This window comes from Micromonospora sp. WMMD1120 (genome assembly GCF_029626235.1).
GTDB lineage: Bacteria > Actinomycetota > Actinomycetes > Mycobacteriales > Micromonosporaceae > Micromonospora.
In genome coordinates this window covers 2,081,719-2,100,552 of record NZ_JARUBO010000005.1, presented here as the reverse complement: position 1 = coordinate 2,100,552, position 18,834 = coordinate 2,081,719, and the positions used below count along the sequence as shown (strand labels likewise).

20 protein-coding genes are annotated in these 18,834 nt (G+C 70.6%); 7 read left to right on the top strand and 13 right to left on the bottom strand.

From position 1 onward, the window contains the following. Nucleotides 1-26 precede the first annotated feature (26 nt). Entirely contained in the window at nucleotides 27-1,220 is a 1,194-nt protein-coding gene (locus tag O7634_RS09955; protein ID WP_278149845.1) for a hypothetical protein, read from the top strand. A gap of 51 nt (nucleotides 1,221-1,271) precedes the next feature. Here the strand turns inward: O7634_RS09955 and fbaA are convergent, their stop codons facing one another. After that, nucleotides 1,272-2,297 (bottom strand): class II fructose-bisphosphate aldolase, encoded by a 1,026-nt coding sequence (gene fbaA, locus O7634_RS09950; RefSeq protein WP_278149844.1) that lies wholly within the window; start codon nucleotides 2,295-2,297, stop codon nucleotides 1,272-1,274. A 135-nt stretch (nucleotides 2,298-2,432) separates the two neighbouring features. Continuing rightward, entirely contained in the window at nucleotides 2,433-2,816 is a 384-nt protein-coding gene (locus O7634_RS09945) for a phage holin family protein (RefSeq protein WP_278149843.1), read from the bottom strand. Between the two features lie 125 nt (nucleotides 2,817-2,941). Between O7634_RS09945 and O7634_RS09940 the strand changes: the two genes are divergently transcribed. After that, a complete protein-coding gene (locus tag O7634_RS09940) occupies nucleotides 2,942-3,154 on the top strand; it encodes a hypothetical protein (protein WP_278149842.1) in 213 nt (70 codons plus the stop codon). Nucleotides 3,155-3,166: 12 nt separating this feature from the next. Here O7634_RS09940 and O7634_RS09935 read toward each other — a convergent pair whose 3' ends face one another. Then, on the bottom strand, nucleotides 3,167-4,234 hold the full coding sequence (locus O7634_RS09935; RefSeq protein ID WP_278149841.1) for an LCP family protein: 1,068 nt from the start codon (nucleotides 4,232-4,234) through the stop codon (nucleotides 3,167-3,169). A gap of 2 nt (nucleotides 4,235-4,236) precedes the next feature. Beyond that, nucleotides 4,237-4,716: a SigE family RNA polymerase sigma factor gene (locus O7634_RS09930; RefSeq protein WP_278149840.1), complete on the bottom strand. Its 480-nt coding sequence runs from the start codon at nucleotides 4,714-4,716 to the stop codon at nucleotides 4,237-4,239. Between the two features lie 179 nt (nucleotides 4,717-4,895). Here O7634_RS09930 and O7634_RS09925 point away from each other — a divergent pair, with 179 nt between their 5' ends. Together O7634_RS09925 and O7634_RS09920 are read left to right on the top strand one after the other, a co-directional pair. After that, entirely contained in the window at nucleotides 4,896-6,458 is a 1,563-nt protein-coding gene (locus O7634_RS09925) for an LPXTG cell wall anchor domain-containing protein (RefSeq protein ID WP_278149839.1), read from the top strand. 127 nt (nucleotides 6,459-6,585) lie between these two features. Beyond that, complete coding sequence (locus O7634_RS09920) at nucleotides 6,586-7,410, top strand: DedA family protein (protein WP_278149838.1); 825 nt, start codon at nucleotides 6,586-6,588, stop codon at nucleotides 7,408-7,410. A gap of 168 nt (nucleotides 7,411-7,578) precedes the next feature. On the opposite strand, the gene O7634_RS09915 is transcribed toward O7634_RS09920, so the two are convergent. The 7 genes from O7634_RS09915 to O7634_RS09885 form a co-directional block, all read right to left on the bottom strand. Continuing rightward, nucleotides 7,579-7,956: a metalloregulator ArsR/SmtB family transcription factor gene (locus tag O7634_RS09915; RefSeq protein ID WP_030332125.1), complete on the bottom strand. Its 378-nt coding sequence runs from the start codon at nucleotides 7,954-7,956 to the stop codon at nucleotides 7,579-7,581. A gap of 57 nt (nucleotides 7,957-8,013) precedes the next feature. Then, nucleotides 8,014-8,553: an orotate phosphoribosyltransferase gene (pyrE, locus tag O7634_RS09910; RefSeq protein WP_278149837.1), complete on the bottom strand. Its 540-nt coding sequence runs from the start codon at nucleotides 8,551-8,553 to the stop codon at nucleotides 8,014-8,016. A gap of 168 nt (nucleotides 8,554-8,721) precedes the next feature. Further along, entirely contained in the window at nucleotides 8,722-9,531 is an 810-nt protein-coding gene (locus O7634_RS09905; protein ID WP_278149836.1) for an SDR family oxidoreductase, read from the bottom strand. Nucleotides 9,532-9,540: 9 nt separating this feature from the next. Next, nucleotides 9,541-10,182, bottom strand: coding sequence for a hypothetical protein (locus O7634_RS09900; protein WP_278149835.1), 642 nt, complete (start codon nucleotides 10,180-10,182; stop codon nucleotides 9,541-9,543). Between the two features lie 72 nt (nucleotides 10,183-10,254). Beyond that, nucleotides 10,255-11,019, bottom strand: a complete 765-nt coding sequence (locus O7634_RS09895; RefSeq protein ID WP_278149834.1) for a hypothetical protein — start codon at nucleotides 11,017-11,019, stop codon at nucleotides 10,255-10,257. Nucleotides 11,020-11,108: 89 nt separating this feature from the next. Further along, the gene (locus O7634_RS09890; protein WP_278149833.1) at nucleotides 11,109-11,696 is read right to left on the bottom strand and encodes a DUF4178 domain-containing protein; all 588 of its coding nucleotides are present in this window, start codon (nucleotides 11,694-11,696) and stop codon (nucleotides 11,109-11,111) included. 104 nt (nucleotides 11,697-11,800) lie between these two features. After that, nucleotides 11,801-12,184 carry a hypothetical protein gene (locus tag O7634_RS09885; RefSeq protein ID WP_278149832.1) on the bottom strand — a complete coding sequence of 128 codons (384 nt, stop codon included), beginning with the start codon at nucleotides 12,182-12,184 and terminating at the stop codon, nucleotides 11,801-11,803. Nucleotides 12,185-12,271: 87 nt separating this feature from the next. Here O7634_RS09885 and O7634_RS09880 point away from each other — a divergent pair, with 87 nt between their 5' ends. After that, nucleotides 12,272-13,375 carry an IS30 family transposase gene (locus tag O7634_RS09880; protein WP_347404239.1) on the top strand — a complete coding sequence of 368 codons (1,104 nt, stop codon included), beginning with the start codon at nucleotides 12,272-12,274 and terminating at the stop codon, nucleotides 13,373-13,375. Between the two features lie 100 nt (nucleotides 13,376-13,475). Here O7634_RS09880 and clpB read toward each other — a convergent pair whose 3' ends face one another. After that, a complete protein-coding gene (gene clpB / locus O7634_RS09875) occupies nucleotides 13,476-16,061 on the bottom strand; it encodes an ATP-dependent chaperone ClpB (protein ID WP_278149831.1) in 2,586 nt (861 codons plus the stop codon). A gap of 85 nt (nucleotides 16,062-16,146) precedes the next feature. After that, nucleotides 16,147-16,800: a TetR/AcrR family transcriptional regulator gene (locus O7634_RS09870; RefSeq protein WP_278149829.1), complete on the bottom strand. Its 654-nt coding sequence runs from the start codon at nucleotides 16,798-16,800 to the stop codon at nucleotides 16,147-16,149. Nucleotides 16,801-16,887: 87 nt separating this feature from the next. Between O7634_RS09870 and O7634_RS09865 the strand changes: the two genes are divergently transcribed. Then, nucleotides 16,888-18,072: an epoxide hydrolase gene (locus tag O7634_RS09865; protein ID WP_278149828.1), complete on the top strand. Its 1,185-nt coding sequence runs from the start codon at nucleotides 16,888-16,890 to the stop codon at nucleotides 18,070-18,072. A gap of 258 nt (nucleotides 18,073-18,330) precedes the next feature. Beyond that, nucleotides 18,331-18,831, top strand: a complete 501-nt coding sequence (locus O7634_RS09860) for a TrkA C-terminal domain-containing protein (RefSeq protein WP_278149827.1) — start codon at nucleotides 18,331-18,333, stop codon at nucleotides 18,829-18,831. Nucleotides 18,832-18,834 lie beyond the last annotated feature (3 nt).

Below are 18,834 nucleotides of genomic sequence, written 5' to 3'. Positions count from 1 at the left end.
CCCCGGCGGACGGGCAGGATGGCCCGGTGCCGACCCCACCTCCCGCGGACGTCATCGAGCCGCACCTGCACGCCGGTGAGATCCAGACCCGGGCCGAGTTCGACCAGCAGTTGGCGACCGGCCGACTGACCGGATTGACGGTGCAGGGCCTGCGTCTCGACCTCGCGCCGGTTCCCGACCTGACGGACGTCGAGGTCGCCGGCACCCTCTTCGTCGGTTGCCGGTTCGCGTCCCGGGACGTGGGCGCCGACCTGGTTCGGCGCGGCGCGAACGTGGTGCCACCCTTCTCCGGGCTGCCGTACCCGACGCAGCCGACGCACCTCTACACCCCCGAGGAGCTGGCCGCCGGGTTCGCCGAGGGCGGGTTCGCCGGGATGTACGACACCCGCGTGTACGAGCACTACCGGGCGCACGGCGGCGCGTTGCCGGACGTCAAGGAGGCGCTCGGTCAACGGCTGCACGACCACGGCGTGGACAACGCGCTGGCCGACGCCACCCGGGACTGGCTGGCCGGGTACGGGCCGCAGTCGGTGGTGGGCATCATGGGCGGCCACGCGGTACGGCGCGGTAGTCCGGCGTACCGGATGGCTGCCGTGCTGGGGTGGGAGCTGGCGCGGGCCGACCGGTTGGTGGTGACCGGCGGCGGTCCGGGTGTGATGGAGGCGGCGAATCTCGGCGCCTACCTGGCGGACCGACCGGCGACGGACGTGACGGCCGCGATCGACCTGCTGGCCACCGCCCCCGACTTCACCGACCACGAGCGGTACACGGCCACGGCGCTGACGGTGCGGCAGCGGTACGCGGGGGTGCCCCGGCAACGTGGCGACGAGTCGGGCTGGGCGCGTGCCGGTGGTCTGGCGATCCCGACCTGGCTGTACGGGCACGAGCCGGCGAACCTCTTCGCGGGGCGGATCGCGAAGTACTTCTCGAACGCGATCCGGGAGGACACCATCCTGCGGCTCGCCCGGGGCGGCATCGTCTTCGCCCCGGGACGGGCGGGCACCGTGCAGGAGGTGTTCCAGGCGGCCACCAAGACGTACTACGGCACCGACGGGGCCAGCGGCGCGTACATCTTCCTGGACCGGGCGTACTGGACCCGGGAGCTGCCGGTGGAGGCGTTGCTGCGTCCGCTGCTGGCCGCGTCTCCCTTCGGTGACCTGTCGTCGACGATCCACCTCACCGACGACGTCCGTGCGGCGGTCCGCCTGCTGACGACGTGAACGGCGACGGCCGGCTCCCCGCGCGGGGAGCCGGCCGTCGGTGGACCGTTGTTACTTGGTCATCGTGGTGCCGGTGGAGCGCAGGTGCTCGCACGCCTCGACGACCCGGGCGGCCAGGCCGGCCTCGGCCGCCTTGCCCCAGGTACGCGGGTCGTACTGCTTCTTGTTGCCGACCTCGCCGTCGATCTTGAGCACGCCGTCGTAGTTGCGGAGCATGTGGTCCGCGACGGGCCGGGTGAAGGCGTACTGGGTGTCGGTGTCGATGTTCATCTTCACCACGCCGTAGTCGAGAGCCTCACGGATCTCGCTCAGCAGGGAGCCGGAGCCGCCGTGGAACACCAGGCTGAGCGGCTTGTCCTTGCCGTACTTGGCGCCGACCGCCTCCTGGATCTGGTTGAGGATCTCGGGGCGCAGCTTGACGTTGCCCGGCTTGTAGACGCCGTGCACGTTGCCGAAGGTCAGCGCCGCCATGTAGCGGCCCTTCTCGCCGAGGCCGAGCGCCTCGACCATGGCCAGGCCGTCCTCGACGGTGGTGTAGAGCTTGTCGTTGATGGCGTTCTCGACGCCGTCCTCCTCGCCGCCCACGACGCCGACCTCGATCTCCAGGACGATCTTGGCCTTGGCGGCCTCGTCGAGGAGCTGCGCGGCGATCTCCAGGTTCTCCGCCACCGGAACGGCCGAGCCGTCCCACATGTGCGACTGGTACAGCGGCTCCTCGCCCCGCTTCACCCGCTCCTGCGAGATGCCCATCAGCGGACGCACGAACTTGTCCAGCTTGTCCTTCGGGCAGTGGTCGGTGTGCAGGGCGATGTTGACCGAGTACTTCTTCGCCACCTCGTGGGCGTACGCGGCGAAGGCCACGGCGCCGGTGACCATGTCCTTGATCGACGGACCGGACAGGTATTCCGCGCCACCGGTGGAGACCTGGATGATGCCGTCGCTCTCCGCGTCGGCGAAACCCTTCAGCGCCGCGTTGAGCGTCTGCGACGAGGTCACGTTGATCGCGGGGTACGCGTACCGGCCGGCCTTGGCGCGGTCCAGCATCTCCGCGTAAGCCTCGGGGGAAGCGATGGGCATGGGATGCGCTCCTTAGTTACCACTCTCGGCCGTGCTGGCCGCTGCTCTTCATGTCTGCGCCGGACCGCGCTGTCCTCCGCCGGCAGTATCCCGTAGGTGAGGTGCGCCGGAACAACCGACCCGGGTGCCGGCCGTTCATCGGCGGTCCAGGCGGTCCGGCACGATGACGCTGATCAGCCAGGTGACCACTGTCATCACGATGGCGCCCCAGAACGCCGCCCAGAAACCGTCCACCTGGAACGGCAGGTCGAGACCGCGGGCGATCCGATCGGTGAGCAGGAACAGCAGCGCGTTGACGACGAGCGCGAACAGCCCCAGCGTCAACAGGTAGAACACGCAGCCGACGACCCGGATCACCGGCTTGAGCACCGCGTTGATCACACCGAAGATCAGCGCCACCACGATCAGGGTGAGAACGGTGTTGCCACCTGAGCGGGCGTGCACGTCGACGCCGGGCACGATCAGCGTGGTTATCCACAACGCGACGGCGGTGATCGCCAGTCTGATGAGGAAGCCCACGACACCATCCTGGCACCGCCCCGCGTGCACGAGGGCTGATTCCGGCTACTCGGCCTCCCGGCGCGGTGCCGGCCCAGCCCGTACGGTGGGTGAGGAGCCGTGCCCCGAGACACCAGGGAGGAATTGTGGGTCAGCCCGTTGAGGACTTCACCCCCGGCGACCACCTCGACCCGGACGAACGCGACCTCGAGGCCGAGCCGGCCGACGCCGTCGAGCAGGCCACGGTGGTCGCGCCGGCCGACGTCGACGGTGAGCCGCACCGCGGCCTGGAGGTCGACGACTGGGACGCGATGGAGCAGGCCCGGGTGGTCACCGGGGACGAGGACGACTACCGCTGAACCACCCGCGCGTCACCGCAGGCGGTTGACCTGTTCCGGGTGCCGCGTCACCCACTGGGCCATCCGGTCCTCGCGGAGCGCGGCGAGGAACGCCGGGGCACGCGCCGGGTCCAGCGGCAGCCGGGTGCGGTCGTCGACCGGCGGCCCGACCGGAAGGCTGAGCCCCACCGGGTCGACACTTTGCAGTTCCGGCAGCAACGCCATCAACCTGGCCAACGACAGGCCGCCATCGTCGACCCGCAGGCCGGTCCCGGCAGCCGACAACAGCGCGGCGAGCCTGGCCGGGTCGGTCACCACGTCCCGCGCGGTCACCCGCTGGATCAGCCCGACCACGTAGCGCTGGGCGTTCACGTCGCGCTCCAACGCACCTGCGGCCAGGTACCGCCGCTGCCGCAGCAGGTCGACGGAGGCGGCTCCGTCGAGCCGCTGACAGCCGGCCGGATAGGTCCGCCGGGTGTGCCAGGACCGGACCGCATCCGGCAGACAGACGTCGACCCCGTCGACCGCCTCGGTGAGCCGACGCAGCCCGGTGAACGTCAGCACCGCGCCGGCGTCGACGCGTACCCCGGTCAGGTCGGCGACCACCTGGCGGGTCAGGTCGTAGCCGGCCTCCAGGTCGGGCCGGGCCTCGCCCGTACCGGAATAGAACGCGGAGTTGAGCTTGTCGAAACCCCGGCCCGGGACCGACACCTCCAGGTCGCGCGGCAGCGAGATGAGGTACGGCCGGCTGCGGTCGGCCGGGATGTGCACCAACAGGACGGAGTCCGCCAGTCGGTGGGACGGATCGGCGCCGAAGCCGTCCACCCCGAGCAGCAGGACGTTCACCGCGCCCGCCGCCGGCCGACCCGACTCGCCGGCCAACTCGGCGGCCGGCGGCGGCCCGGCGTGATCCGGGGTGAACAGCGGGACCCCGACTCCGAGTACGCCGAGCACGGCCAGGGCCGCGCCGCCGGCCCGCCAGCGGTGGCGCCGGCGACGGCGACGTACCGCCAGCCGGTCGATGGCGGCCCGCAGCGGGCCGGTCGACGGTGTCAACGGCTCGTGCCGGGCGAACGCGGCACGCAGGTCGTCCTCGATCATGTTCACGCCTCCACGTACTCGGTCCGGAGCGTCGCCAGTGCCCGGGAGATGGACGAACGGACCGTCCCGACGGCGCAGCCGAGGATGTCGGCGATCTCGGCGTCCGGCAGGTCCTCGTAGTAGCGCAGCACCAGGACGGCGCGCTGCCGGCGCGGCAGCCGGGACAGCCAGGACCAGATCTGGTCCCGGTCCACCGCCGACTGCGCGTGGTCGCTGGACACCGGCACCGTCGCGTCGGGTTCGCCACGGAGCAGCACCCGACGCATCCAGGAGCCGCGCTTCCAGTCGACGTACTGATTCGTGAGCATGCGGCGCACGTACCGCTCGGGTGAGTCCGCCCGGGCGACCCGACGCCAGTTGAGCTGGACCCGGACCATGGTCTCCTGGACCAGATCCTGGGCCTGGTGCGGATCGCCGGTCAGCATCACCGCGTACCGCAGTAGCGGGGCCAGCCGCGCATCGGCGAACTCCTCGTACGTCACTGCACCTCCCGGGGCTCCCTGCCTCAGATGACGGGAGCGGGCTGGCGAAACATTGCGGCGATATTGATCAACCGTTCGGCCACAATGCGAGCTCGCCGGCCGGGACGGGCGGCGGGAACCTTAGCTGTTTCTTAAGATCCGCTGGCTTCACCTTCCGTCCCCCGACACGAGGGAACCCCATGCTCAAGCACTCCACCCGGCGCTGGCTGGCCGGACTGGGCGTCGCAGGCGCGTTCGTCGCCGCCTCCGCCACCCCTACCTTCGCCGCACCGGCGGCCCCCGCCCCACGGGCGGAGAATCTCGACCTGTACGCCAACAGCGTGATCGTCGCTCCCGGCGGCACCGAGAAGTGGGTCAACCTCTTCTCGCTCACCACCGAGCGGCAGCCCGGCGACTACTCGGTCAAGGTGGACCGGAGCAAGATCGACGATTTCGCCGACGTCGAGAACACCGGGGACGACTGCACCGAGGCCGGTGCGATCCTGACCTGCAAGGTCGAGGACCGGGACGACGACGGCACGTACCTGAATTTCGTCTCGCTCCTCGTTCGCGCGAAGGCCGACGCCAAGCCCGACCAGAGGGGCGAGCTGACTTTCACGGTGACGCCGAACGGCAAGTCCGGATCCGTGTCCTACAGCTCGACGGTCGAAGTCGGCGAGGGCGTCGACCTCACCACCAACGAGTCCCTGGAGCTCAAGGGCACGCCCGGCGCGACGCTGAAGGCCCCGCTCCGGGTGACGAACCGGGGCGAGGTCCCAGCGGAGGACGCGGTTCTCTACGTCGTCGGCGCGGACGGTCTTCAGCCGTCGAAGCGCTACGAGAACTGCGAGTACACCGAGGGCACGCCGCACGACTTCGCGTTCGTTTGCCGCTTCGACACCACCATCGGCACGAACAGCAGCTTCCGCCTCGACGACAGCTTCGGGTTCACCGTGCCCGCCGACACCTGGGCGCCGAACACCTTCGGCGGGTTCTCCACCTGGTTCACACCCGCCGACTGGGACGAGTACAGGTCCGAGGCCGAACTCCCGGCCAAGCTCGGGCCGACCGGCACCGAGGGTGAGTTGAAGCTCGAGCCGGTCGTCGACGCGCGGCGCTCCGGGCAGACCGACGTCAACCCGATAGACAACTCGACCTGGATCGACCTTCGGGTGACCGGCAACCAGCGGGCCGACGTGGTAGCGCGCGGCGCGACGGTGACCGGTGACGTCGGCACCACCGTCGCGCTCACGGTTGGCTACGTCAACAACGGGCCGGCGGCCGTCAACACGGGTGGCGGCGAGTCCCCCTGGATCGGCACCACTGTCACGCTGCCGAACGGCGTGACCGCCGTCCGCGCTCCGGAGAACTGCTTCGACTCCGAGGACGACGAGTGGGAGCCGGGCAAGCCCGGCGCGCGGGTCTACTACTGCTACGTGGACGGCTCGAGCAAGAAGGGCGACAAGGTCGACTACGCGTTCCAGGTGCGGATCGACAAGGCCGGCGAGCAGGCCGGCGAGGTCACGCTGCGAACCGGGCGCGAGGAGACCGAGATCAAGGACCTGAACCCGGCCAACGACACCGCGCAGATCCTGGTGAACAGCGGCGGGGATGGAGGCCAGGGCGGCGGCGGTGACGGTGGCGCCCTGCCGATCACCGGTCAGTCCACCGGCCTGATCGCCGGCCTCGGCGCGCTGCTGCTCGCCGCGGGCGTCGGCGGCTACCTGGTGGCCAGGCGTCGCCGAACCCGCTTCGTCGCCTGACCCACCCGCACCACCGGTGCCCCGTCGACCGTCCGGTCGGCGGGGCGCCGTCCTTTCACCCCCGCTGCGCCGGGGAGTGGTGGGGGCCGGTCCGGCGTGGTGCGGCACCTGGGCTTCGGTACCCTTTGTGGCCGTGGACACAGCTGAGACGACTCGCGCTCTCGTGGAGAGCGTCGCCCTGAACCCGCTCGACCCCAAGGAGTTGTTGCAGACCTTCGGGTTGATCGGCGTGTGGGTGATCCTCTTCGCCGAGACCGGTCTGCTGGTGGGCTTCTTCTTCCCCGGTGACTCGCTGCTGTTCCTCGCCGGGGTCGCCTCGTCGCCGGTGGCTGACGCGATCTTCGGCGACGGCACCCGCCTCTCGCTCGCCGGCCTGCTGATCGGCGGGCCGATCTGCGCGATCGTCGGCGCCCAGCTGGGGCACTGGCTCGGCGCGCGGTACGGCCGTCCGATGTTCGAGCGGCCGAACTCCCGGCTCTTCAAGAAGGAGTACGTGGAGAAGGCCGAGTACTACTTCCAGAAGTTCGGCCCGGCGAAGGCCGTGGTGTTGGCGCGCTTCATTCCGATCGTCCGGACGTTCCTCAACCCGGTCGCCGGCGCGCTCGGCATGCCGGCCCGCAAGTTCCTGCTCTGGAACATCGTCGGCGCGTTGCTCTGGGTGGACGGCATCCTGCTGATCGGCTACCTGCTGGCCGAGCAGATCTACCAGGCCATCGGCGACAAGATCGACCACTACATCCTGCCGGTGGTCGCCCTGATCATCGTGATCTCGGTGCTGCCGATCTTCTTCGAGTTCCTCCGCGACCGGCGGGCCCGCAAGCGCGGCGAGGCGGTGGCGGTGGTCGCGGCAGCCAGTGCCGCTGGCGCCGTGGAGGCGGCCCGCGAGGCGTTCGACCACGACCGGCACCAGCACGGCGGCCACGCGCGCCCGGAGCACGGGCAGGACCGCTGACAGCTACGACGACGGCCGGCCCCCTGGAACGGGGGTCGGCCGTCGGCATGTCGGACCCGGCCTCCGGTGGTGCGACCGGGGACGAGCACAGGTGTCACCCACCGATGGCGCCACCCCTGGTTCGCCATCGGACACCGCCCCGGCGCGGGACGGCGTGTACCGCCTACGTCAGCGAGCCTTCTTGGTGGCTCGCTTGCGCGGCGGGGTCAGCAGGTCGGCGATCGTCGCGATCGCACTCGGAACGAGGCTGTAGTACGCCCAGACACCGCGCTTCTCCCGCTGCAACAAGCCAGCCTCGGTGAGGATGCGCAGGTGGTGACTGACCGTCGGCTGGGAGAGGCCGAGCGGCGCGGTCAGGTCACAGACGCACGCCTCGCCCTCGGGGGCCGACTGGATCAGGCTGAGCAGCCGCAACCGAGCAGGATCAGCAAGGGCCTTGAGGACCCCGGCGAGGCGCTCGGCATCGGCACGTTCGATCGGCTCGCCGTTTAGCGGCGAGATCTGAGGCATAGTCATTTCGGCCAACGCAGTTCCCACGTATTCCATCCTTCCACCAGCAGCATCGATCCGCCTGCATATCAGCAGATCCGAATCGGCAGACTTTTACGCCACAAGGCCGAGGTCAGCCAACGTATAGGCCGCCCGGTACGGCAATCCGGCGGCTCGCACCGCGTCGCCGGCGCCTCGATCAACAATAACCACGACGCCCACGACTTCCGCTCCGGCCTCACGGAGCGCCTCGACAGCGGTCAGAACGCTTCCGCCGGTCGTCGACGTGTCCTCCACCGCCAGCACCCGCCGGCCGGCCACCTCCGGTCCCTCGATCCGCCGCTGCAGACCGTGGGCCTTGCCCTCCTTGCGCACCACGAAGGCGTCCAGGGCTCGGCCGTTCGGCGCGGCGGCGTGCAGCATCGCGAGCGCGACAGGGTCCGCGCCCAGGGTGAGGCCGCCGACAGCGTCGTACTCCCAGTCGGCGGTGAGGTCGAGCAGCACCCGGCCGACGAGTGGAGCGGCCTGGTGATGGAGCGTGACGCGGCGCAGATCCACGTACCAGTCCGCCTCACGCCCCGACGAGAGCACGACCCGTCCGTGGACCACGGCCAGGTCGGTAATGAATTTACGCAGGTCGTCGTGGTCCCCCATGGCGATAGAGGTTACTGCGCAAGTCTGGACGCCGCGTGCGGGGTCCACCCTGATCAGCCTCGGGAGGGACCGATGGTTGACTATGTTCGACTACGCTGCGCGACCGGCAGGACAGCGGCGCGCCAACGTTGTCATACCGAGCGGGGCGACCGGCGAGCCGTTCGGCGGTCAGTGTTCGTCGCGACCGATGCGACCGCGGGTGTCTCGCGCGACCGCCTGGAGCAGCCACCGTGGCGTGTGCCGCAGGCCGGCAACAGCCACCTTGTACTTCCACGCCGGAACGCTGACCATCTTGCCTTTGCGCAGGTCACGCAGGGCTTCATCGACCACATCCTCGGCCCGCAGCCACAGCCACTCCGGCGTCTTGGTCATGTTGATGCCGGCTCGCTGGTGGAATTCCGTGCGGGTGTAGCCGGGACAGAGAGCCATCACCCGAACACCGAGAGGTCGTACGGATTGCCCCACGGACTCGCTGAAGTTCGTGACCCAGGCCTTGCTGGCCGAGTAGGTCGAGCCGGGCATCACCGTTCCGAAACCGGCTACGGAAGAGACATTTATCACTGCCCCATTCCGCCGTTCGGTCATGGGTCGCAGCGCCGCCAGGGTCAGTCGCATGACCGCGTGCACGTTGAGACGCAGCAGGCGCGCCTCATCCTCGGCCGTGGAGCGGAGGAACGGTTTGTTCAGGCTGATCCCCGCATTGTTGACCAGCAGCCGCACCGGACTGCCGGCGGTGAGCCGTCGCTCGACGAGGGCACAGCCGTCGTCCGTGGACAGATCCGCCGGAATTGTCTCGACCTCGTTGCCGTACGCGGAACCCAGTTCGGCGGCCAGGTCGGACAGCCGCGTCGCGTCCCGGGCGACCAGCACCAGATGCCAACCGTCGGCGGCCAGCCGGCGGGTGAACGCGGCCCCGATTCCGGCGGTGGCCCCGGTGATCAGAGCGCGACGCTCGGCAGTCGCGGGGTCGAGCGGCACTGGCGATCCTTACCTGGGCGGGTACGGGGACATCGGCTGGTGCGGTGCGGACGTGAACGTGGGCGGTACGGGCGGCGCGGTCGAGTGGCGGCGACCGAACCAGATGTTCGCCGCGGGCAGGGCCAGCAGCGAAGCTACTACAAGGTAACCGAGCCCCTGCGCGACGGAAAGCCCGGCGTTGAGCGGGATCCACCAGGAGGGGTAGGCGTCGCCGACGAGGCCCAGCAACTCGGCGAGCGCCCGCTCGTCGGCGCCCAGCCGCAGGGGCGCGGCCCGTTCGCCGACGAGCACCGCGACACTGCAACAACCGGCGAGCAGGCCGAGCCCGCTCACCACCCAGGTGGCCACCCGGACGCCGTTGCGACCGGCCAGCAGTCCGAGGGCGAGGCCGGCGAGCACCGGCGCGGACAGCGCCGCCACCACCGCCGACAACAGCGCGGACGCGCGGAGCAGGGTCACCACGTCGTCGATCTCCTGCTGGCCCGCCGAGGTGTCGCGGGCCGCGGAGCGGAAGGCGTCGATCGTGCCGCGCAGCACCACCAGGTCGATGACGGTGTACGCGAGCGCGCCGACAGCCATCACCAGCAACACGACCGCGGCCGACAGCACCACGGCGGGCCGGCGGGGCGGTGCCGGTTGGGGGTACGACACGACGAATCCCTCCGGTAGGCGTCGGGTTGCAACCTACTCGGAGGGATCGTCGGCGTCGTGGTTATCGAGCTGTCAACTCGTCGACGGCGGGGTCGACCCGGGTCGGTCCGTGGGCGGCGTGTCGTCCGGCCGGCCCGCTGCCGGCGGCGGGGGGTAGCCCGGCTCGCCGCTCGACGGGTACCCCGGCTCACCGGACGCCTGCGGGTAGCCCGGCTGGCCGGGAGCCTGCCCCGGGTAGCTGGCTCCCGGGGTCGGCGGCTCCCAGACCGCCGCCTGCTTGCGGAAGAACGGGTTGGCCTTGGGCAGCGCCAGCAGGATCAGCGCCGTGACCAGCGCGATCAGGCTGACCACGCCGAGCAGCAGGCTGACCGGGGTGGCCCAGGAGGGCAGGGCCTCCTCCATCCGGCGCTGGATCTCCTCCGCGCTCGGCCCGTCGCCGCCGGTGTTCCCACCGGTGGCCAGGCCGCCGGCCGCGCTGCTGAGCAGGCCACCACCCGTGCAGCAGACCATGATTCCGCCGATGATCCAGGTGGTGATGCGGGCACCGTTACGGCCCTGGTTGTTGAAGAGGGCCAGCACCGCCAGCACGACCGCGAGCAGCACCAGCAGGATGGCGCTGCCGATGCCGACGGCGACGAAGACGTCCGCCACCTGGTCGGCGTTCTCGATGGTGCTGTTCGCGTACGCGTCACGCAGGGCGTCCCGGGTCTTACCGATGGTGCTGAGCGTGATGATCAGACTGATCACCTGGCACGCCAGGAACAGGAAGAGCAGATAGCTGGAAATCGACACAATGGATGGCCGCTGACGGGCCGGCGTGCTCTGGGAATCGACCACGATTCTCCTTCCCTAAGATCGCGCCCACACCGTATCGACAACCAGCCAGTTCGGCATGCCGTGGCAGGCCCGGCGCGCCCGGCGGGTCCTCAGGACGCGTCGGGCGTCACGCGGATCGCCACGTCGGCGGGGTCGAGCAGGTCGCCGCCGGCGATCCGCCAACCGTCCTCGCCGTACGCCTCGAACGAGAGCCGCGCGCCGCCGCCGGCCTCGTAGTCGTGATAGCGCATGGTGCCGGCCGGGGGCAGCTCGGTCTCCCCGGTGGCGGTGTAGCGTGCCTGCCCGCTCTCCACCCAGGTGTAGCGCCGCCCGCCGCTGTCGATGGTCGGGGCGCCGGGGGTGACTGTCGCTGTCGGTTCGGGGGTCCACAGCACCAACTCCAGCTCCGGGCCGTCCTCGACGGAGAGCCGGTACTGCGCGCCGGAGTCGTCGTCGAGCAGGTGCTGCACCCAGCTCCAGTCCCCCTCGACCAGTCGGATGGTGGCGCGCACCGCGTACTCCCGCTCGCGGATCCGCACGCGGTCAGCCGGGGCCAGGCGGCGCAGGCCCGCGCGCAGCACCTCCGTGGCGGGCGGCACGCCGCCCGGCCGGACCATCGCCCGCCGCCGGGCCCGCACGACGACGGTCAGGAGCACGACCAACGCGAGTACGGCAAGCACCGCCACCAGCGCGTCCACCGACCACCTCCCCAGGTTCGTCGGCGCGAACGGTAACAACCTCCGGCGCCTGCGGGACCCGTACCGTGACCGACAGCTCAGCCACCGACGCCGCCGGGGACGACTCAGGCAGCGGCGAGGCGCTGGCTGGCGTAGTTGCCGAGGGTTTCCCGGTCCATGACGCAGCCGACGAAGGTGGTCAGCTCGCCCGGGTCGTCGCGCAGCGACGTCCAGGCCGCCCGGGCCGCCTCCGGGTCGACGCGCTCCAGCAGGGTGGCCGCGTACGCCCGGCCGGCCGGGGTGCCGTCGGCCAGCACCCGGTCGAGGTGTCTGCGAACCTCGTCCGGGTGCTCGTCGAGCGCTGCGGAGATCCGCTCGTACGCCTGCGTCACGGGCAGTACCGAACCCGCGATGCCGACCCCGCCGAAGGCGAGGGTGTCAGCCGTCCGCACCTCGTCGACGGCGGTGGCGAGATCCCGCTCCCACTGCCTTCTTTCGAAACCAAACATGCCTCCACCTTTTCCCCGCCCACCCGGCCCCGACCCTGTTGATCATGAAGTTATTGCCACGACACGCCGGGTGGTTTCTAGGCTTCAGTGCAACTGATCTTGGTTGGGCTGGGGGTGCTGGTGGCGAGGCCGGGTGTGGTGACGTTTGGGCATCGGCAGGTGTTGGAGCATCTGTGGGGGGCAGGGCGGACGATTTCGCAGATCGCGGGTGTGCTCGGGGTGTCGGTGAGCACGGTCTCGCGGGAGGTGGGCCGGTATCACAGTGCCCGGCATGGGACGAAGAACCCGTTGGGGCGGTCGTTGCCGTCGGGGCGGGCTCGGGCGCCGTATCGGTGGGGGTATCAGGCGCAGTGGGCGCAGCGGCGTGCTGACGCGGCGCGGCGTCGGCCGAAGGCGACGAAGTTGGGGGCCGGGACGCGGCTGCGGCAGGTGGTGCGGGGCAGACTGGCGCGTAGGTGGTCTCCGACGCAGATCGCCGCGTGGCTGCGGGCCATGTTCGCTGACCGGCCGGAGTTGCAGGTGTCTCACGAGACGATCTACCAGGCGATCTACGTTCAGTCGCGGGGCAGCCTGCGGGAGGAGTTGACTCGGCAGGTCGCTCTGCGCTCGGGACGCGCCGACCGGCGTGCCCAGTCGCGGCTGGCGGCAGCGGATCGGGGCCGCCGCCCCTGGATCGGGGACCTGCACATCAGTAACCGGCCCGCCGAGGCCACCGACCGGGCCGTGCCGGGTCACTGGGAAGGTGATCTGGTCATCGGCAAGGGCGGCCGCTCGGCGATCGTGACACTGGTCGAACGCGCCACCCGCTACGTGATGCTCGGCGCGCTGCCGCACGGGCGTGACACCGAAGCCGTCATCGGCGTGCTCACCGACCTCACCGCCCGACTACCGACGCACCTACGCCGCTCACTGACCTGGGACCAAGGCAGCGAGATGGCCGCCCACGCGGTCTTCACCGTCGCCACCGGCTGCCCGGTCTACTTCTGCGACCCCCACAGCCCCTGGCAACGCGGCAGCAACGAGAACACCAACGGCCTGCTACGCCAGTACTTCCCCAAAGGCAGCTACGACTTCCGCAGCATCAACCAGAGCGGCCTCGACGAGATCGCCCACGAACTGAACACCCGCCCCCGCCAAACACTCGACTGGGCAACCCCAGCCGAACGCCTAGACCACCTCATCGCCGCCTAACGATTGCACTCACCCCTTGACCCCAAGCCGCGCGGCCGGGCCATAACTTCATGATCAACGCGTGCGGGTGTCGGTGCGGACCGGGTGGGGTGGGGTGGGGTTAGGCGGTTTGGACCGTTAGGGTGTCGGACTCGCGGTCTACCTTTACCGTTTCGCCGTCGCGGATGTTTCCGGCCAGCAGGGCCTTGGCCAACTGGTCGCCGATCGCGGTCTGCACCAGGCGGCGCAGCGGGCGGGCACCGTAGATCGGGTCGTAGCCGTGCTCGGCCAACCAGTCCCGGGCGGACTCGGTGACGTCCAGCGCCAGCCGGCGGTCCGCAAGACGGTTCCGCATCCGGTCGAGCTGGATGTCGACGATGGAGCGCAGGTCGTCACCCCGCAGCGAGGCGAAGACCACGATGTCGTCCAGCCGGTTGAGGAACTCCGGCTTGAAGTGCGACCGGACCACGGCCAGGACGCCCTCACGGCGCTGCTCGTCGGCGAGCGTCAGGTCACCGATCACCGACGAGCCGAGGTTGGACGTGAGGATCAGGATCGCGTTGCGGAAGTCGACGGTACGGCCCTGACCGTCGGTGAGCCGGCCGTCGTCCAGCACCTGGAGCAGCACGTCGAAGACGTCCGGGTGGGCCTTCTCCACCTCGTCCAGCAGCACCACCGAGTACGGCCGACGGCGCACCGCCTCGGTGAGCTGACCGCCCTCGTCGTAGCCGACGTAGCCGGGGGGCGCACCGACCAGCCGGGCGACCGAGTGCTTCTCGCCGTACTCGCTCATGTCGATGCGGACCATCGCCCGCTCGTCGTCGAAGAGGAATTCGGCGAGGGCCTTGGCCAGCTCGGTCTTGCCGACACCGGTCGGGCCGAGGAAGAGGAAGCTGCCGGTCGGGCGGTCCGGGTCGGCGATACCGGCTCGGGCCCGGCGTACCGCGTCGGCGACCGCACCGACCGCCTCGCCCTGGCCGACCACCCGGCCGCCCAGCGACTCCTCCATCCGCAGCAGCTTGGCCGTCTCACCCTCAAGGAGACGACCGGCGGGGATGCCGGTCCAGGAGGCGACCACCGCGGCGATGTCGTCGGCGCCGACCTCCTCCTTGAGCATCGCGCCGTCGGCCTGGAGCTGGGCCAGCTCCTCCTCGGCCTGCTGAAGCTCGACCTTGAGGGCGGGAATCCGGCCGTAGCGCAGCTCGGCGGCGCGCTCCAGCTCACCGTCCCGCTCGGCCCGCTCGGCCTCGCCACCGAGGCGTTCCAGCTCCTCCTTGGCGGTGGAGAGCTTGGTGATGTGGCTCTTCTCGGTCTGCCAGCGCTCGGAGAGCACTGTGAGCTGCTCGCGCTTGTCGGCCAACTCCTTACGGAGCCGCTCCAACCGCTCGACCGACGCGGCGTCCGGCTCCTTGGCCAGCGCCATCTCCTCGATCTCCAGCCGGCGGACCGCCCGCTCGATCTCGTCGACCTCGACCGGACGGGAGTCGATCTCCATTCGCAGCCGGGACGCGGACTCGTCGACCAGGTCGATCGCCTTGTCCGGCAGGAAGCGGTCGGTGATGTAGCGGTCCGACAGTGCCGCGGCGGCGACCAGCGCGGCGTCGGTGATCCGTACGCCGTGGTGCACCTCGTAGCGCTCCTTGAGCCCACGCAGGATGCCGATGGTGTCCTCGATCGTCGGCTCACCGACGAGCACCGGCTGGAACCGCCGCTCCAGCGCCGGGTCCTTCTCGATGTGCTCGCGGTACTCGTCGAGCGTGGTCGCGCCGACCATCCGCAGCTCGCCACGGGCCAGCATCGGCTTGAGCATGTTGCCGGCGTCCATCGAGCCCTCGCCCTTGCCCGCGCCGACCACCGTGTGCAGCTCGTCGAGGAAGGTGATGACCTGCCCGTTGGAGTTCTTGATCTCCTCCAGGACGGACTTCAGCCGCTCCTCGAACTGGCCCCGGTACTGCGCCCCGGCGACCATCGCGCCGAGGTCCAGCGAGATGAGCTTCTTGTCGCGCAGTGACTCGGGCACGTCGCCGGTGACGATCCGCTGGGCCAGGCCCTCGACGATCGCCGTCTTGCCGACGCCGGGCTCGCCGATCAGCACCGGGTTGTTCTTGGTACGCCGGGAGAGCACCTGGATGACGCGACGGATCTCCGAGTCCCGACCGATGACCGGGTCGATCTTGCCGTCCCGCGCGCTGGCGGTCAGGTCGATGCCGTACTTCTTCAGCGCCTGGTAGGTCTGCTCGGGGTCGGCGGTGGTGACCCGCCGGTCCCCACCGCGCACCGTCGGGAAGGCCGCGACCAGGGCCTCCTCGGTGGCGCCAACCGCCTTCAGCGCGCCGGAGACCGCGCCGCCCACCCGGGCCAGGCCGGCGAGCAGGTGCTCGGTGGAGGTGTACTCGTCGCCCAGCGGTCGCGCGATCTGCTCGGCGGCGCCGATGGCGTTGACGAACTCCCGGGCCAGTGTCGGCTCGGCGATGCTGGAGCCCCGCGCGGCGGGGAGGGCGTCGACGGCGCGCTGGGCGGCCTGGCGCAGCTCGGTCGGGTCGGCCCCGACGGCGCGCAGCAGACCGGTGGCGGTCGAGCCGTCGGTGTCCAGCAGTGACAGCAGCAGGTGCCAGGGCTCGACTGTGGCGTGGCCACGCTGGTTGGCCAGCGCGACGGCGCCGGTGATGGTCTCGCGGCTCTTGGTGGTGAGTCTCTCGGTGTTCATGGGCTCCCCCGGATCGGCGTTGTCCACTGGATTGGACACAACCAGAGTTGAGCGTATTCCGCTCAACTCTACCGCGTGACGCCCATCACTCCGAGCGCCGCCACCGCCAGTCGAACTCCCCGGCCGCCGGCGGCGGGCCGGGCAGCGGGTCCGCGTCCGACGCCGTCGACAGCCCGGCCAGCAACACCGCGAGCTGCCGGCGGCGCAGTTCCCGGGTGCGCTCCGGATCGGGTACGCGCACCGCGGCGCACGCCTCCAACAGCAACCCCAGATCCGGTACGACGGCATCGGGGCGCAGTCGCCCACTGGCCCGCGCCCGGTCGAACAGGGCGGTAGCCAGCTCCCCGGCGCGGCGCGCGTCCCGCCCCATCTCCTCGGTCGGGGTGAAGGTGCCGGCCAGGTGCACGGTGAGCGAGTGCACGTCGGCGTCGACCACCCGGGCCAGGAAGGTGGTGAAGGCGGTCCAGTCGTCCGGCTCGGCGAGGGCCTCCTCGGCCTCGGCGACGTACCGGCGCAGCCCGTCGTGGCAGAGCTGGCGCAGCAGGTCCTCCTTGCCCGCGTACCGCCGATAGAGCGCGCTGATGCCGACGCCCGCGCGGTCGGCGACGGCGGCGATCGGCGCCTTCGGGTCATCCAGGAAGACCGCGCGGGCGGCGTCGAGGATGACGCCGTCGTTGCGGGCGGCCTGGGCGCGGCGGCCGGCCAGCGGCGCGGCTGTCCTGTGGGAAGAACTCGGCATGGGTCCATCCTAACAGCGGAACGGACCATTCCGGTCTGCTATTGTCGCAACAGAGCGAAGCATTCCGTTCCAGCTTGAGGAGCCATCATGGCCGACGCCGCCATCAGTCCGTTCCGCGTCGAGATCCCGCAGACCGCCCTCGACGACCTGGCCGCACGGCTGGACCGCACCGGCTGGCCCGCCGAACTGCCCGGCGCCGGCGACGACTACGGGATCAGCGCCGACCGGGTCCGCACCCTCGCCAAGCACTGGCGCGACGGGTTCGACTGGCGGTCGGTCGAGGCCCGGCTGAACGCCCACCCACAGTTCGTCACCGAGATCGACGGCGGGCGCATCCACTTCCTGCACGTCCGGTCCTCCCGGTCGGACGCCACCGCACTGGTGCTCACCCACGGCTGGCCCGGGTCGGTGCTGGAATACCTCGACGTGATCGGTCCGCTCACCGAGCCGACCGACCCGGACGCGCCGGCCTTCCACCTGGTCATCCCGTCGCTGCCCGGCTTCGGCTTCTCCGGGCCGACCCGCAGCGCCGGCTGGAACCGGTTCCGCATCGCCCGCGCCTGGGCCGAGCTGATGAACCGACTGGGGTACGACAGCTACGGCGCTGTCGGCAACGACGCCGGTTCGATGATCTCGCCGGAGTTGGGGCGGATCGACGGCGAACACGTCCGGGGCGTCCACGTCACCCAACTCTTCTCGTTCCCCTCCGGCGACCCGGCCGAGTTCGCCGGGCTCTCCGAGGCGGACCAGGCGGCGCTCGCCCACCTCCAGTGGTTCTACGAAAACAAGTTCTCCTTCAACCAGGTGCACAGCCAGCAGCCGCAGACCCTGGCCTTCGGGCTGGCCGACTCGCCGGTGGGACTGCTCGCCTGGCACGCGCAACTCTTCGACGAGAGCCTGGACGCCGAGTTCGTCCTGGCGAACGTGGCGCTCTACTGGTTCACCGGCACCGCCGCGTCAGCGATCCGGCTCTACTGGGAGGACGCGCATGCCGAGCAGCCACCCACCGAGCCGACCACCGTACCGACCGCGCTGGCGATGCTCCCCGGCGACTTCCAGTCCATCCGGCGCTTCGCCGACCGGGACCACGCGAACATCGTCCGCTGGACCGCGTACGGAACGGACGCCGACGGCGCGGACGGGCGCGGCGCAGGCGGGCGCGGCGCGGACGGGCGCGGCGCAGGCGGCGCCGACGGCGGTCACTACGCCGCGCACCAGGCCACCGACGTGCTGGTGAGCGACATCCGCGCCTTCTTTGCCAGCCTCACCTGACCCGGCGCTTGATCGACTCGGCTTCCCGGAAGTCGGGCCTTTCCCCAAGCCGGGATGGCCCGACTTCCACGGAAACCGAGTCGATCAAGCCGGGCTGAACGGGGCGTGGCGGCCGAGCCGATCCGCTCGGCGGCGCTGATCCCCCGAGCCGAAAGGCTGATCGAGGACCACCAGGGCACGGACACCTACGTGGCCGACCCCCAGTCGTGGCGGTCGCTCCACATCTGCCGGTTGTTAACGAAGCGGTAGCCTTGGCGCGTGCGAGTACGTGTCGAGCAGACCGCCCTACCCGGGATCGGGGTACGTCACGATCTGGTGACGGAGTCCGGACGCCGCCTCGGTGTCGTCTCCCACCGCAACGGTCGCCGTGATCTCGTCTTCTACGATCCCGACGATCCGGATTCGTGCCAGGCGGACATCCCGCTGACCGACGACGAGGCCGAGGCGCTCGCCGACATCCTCGGGGCGTCGCTGATGCTCGGTCAGCTCTCCGGGCTCCGGGAACAGGCCGCCGGTCTGCTCACCGAGCAGATCGCCATCCCGGCCGGGTCCCGATACGTCAACCGGAGGCTGGCCGACACCAAGGCGCGTACCCGCACCAGCGCCTCCATCGTGGCGGTGCTGCGCGAAGGCGAAGTGATCGTCTCACCCCTCCCCTCCTTCCGCTTCGCAGCCGGCGACGTGGTGGTGGTCGTCGGGACCCGACGGGGTCTCGACGGCGTGTCCGCCATCCTCGCCGACAGTGACCCGGACGGCTGAGGC

What these genes read in the sequence shown, in the direction of transcription:
- fbaA (WP_278149844.1), bottom strand. Translation starts at nt 2,297, where the DNA reads ATGCCCATCGCTTCCCCCGAGGCTTACGCGGAGATGCTGGACCGCGCC.
- O7634_RS09935 (WP_278149841.1), bottom strand. Translation starts at nt 4,234, where the DNA reads ATGATCGAGGACGACCTGCGTGCCGCGTTCGCCCGGCACGAGCCGTTG.
- O7634_RS09925 (WP_278149839.1), top strand. Translation starts at nt 4,896, where the DNA reads ATGCTCAAGCACTCCACCCGGCGCTGGCTGGCCGGACTGGGCGTCGCA.
- O7634_RS09915 (WP_030332125.1), bottom strand. Translation starts at nt 7,956, where the DNA reads ATGGAATACGTGGGAACTGCGTTGGCCGAAATGACTATGCCTCAGATC.
- pyrE (WP_278149837.1), bottom strand. Translation starts at nt 8,553, where the DNA reads ATGGGGGACCACGACGACCTGCGTAAATTCATTACCGACCTGGCCGTG.
- O7634_RS09885 (WP_278149832.1), bottom strand. Translation starts at nt 12,184, where the DNA reads ATGTTTGGTTTCGAAAGAAGGCAGTGGGAGCGGGATCTCGCCACCGCC.
- clpB (WP_278149831.1), bottom strand. Translation starts at nt 16,061, where the DNA reads ATGAACACCGAGAGACTCACCACCAAGAGCCGCGAGACCATCACCGGC.
- O7634_RS09870 (WP_278149829.1), bottom strand. Translation starts at nt 16,800, where the DNA reads ATGCCGAGTTCTTCCCACAGGACAGCCGCGCCGCTGGCCGGCCGCCGC.
- O7634_RS09865 (WP_278149828.1), top strand. Translation starts at nt 16,888, where the DNA reads ATGGCCGACGCCGCCATCAGTCCGTTCCGCGTCGAGATCCCGCAGACC.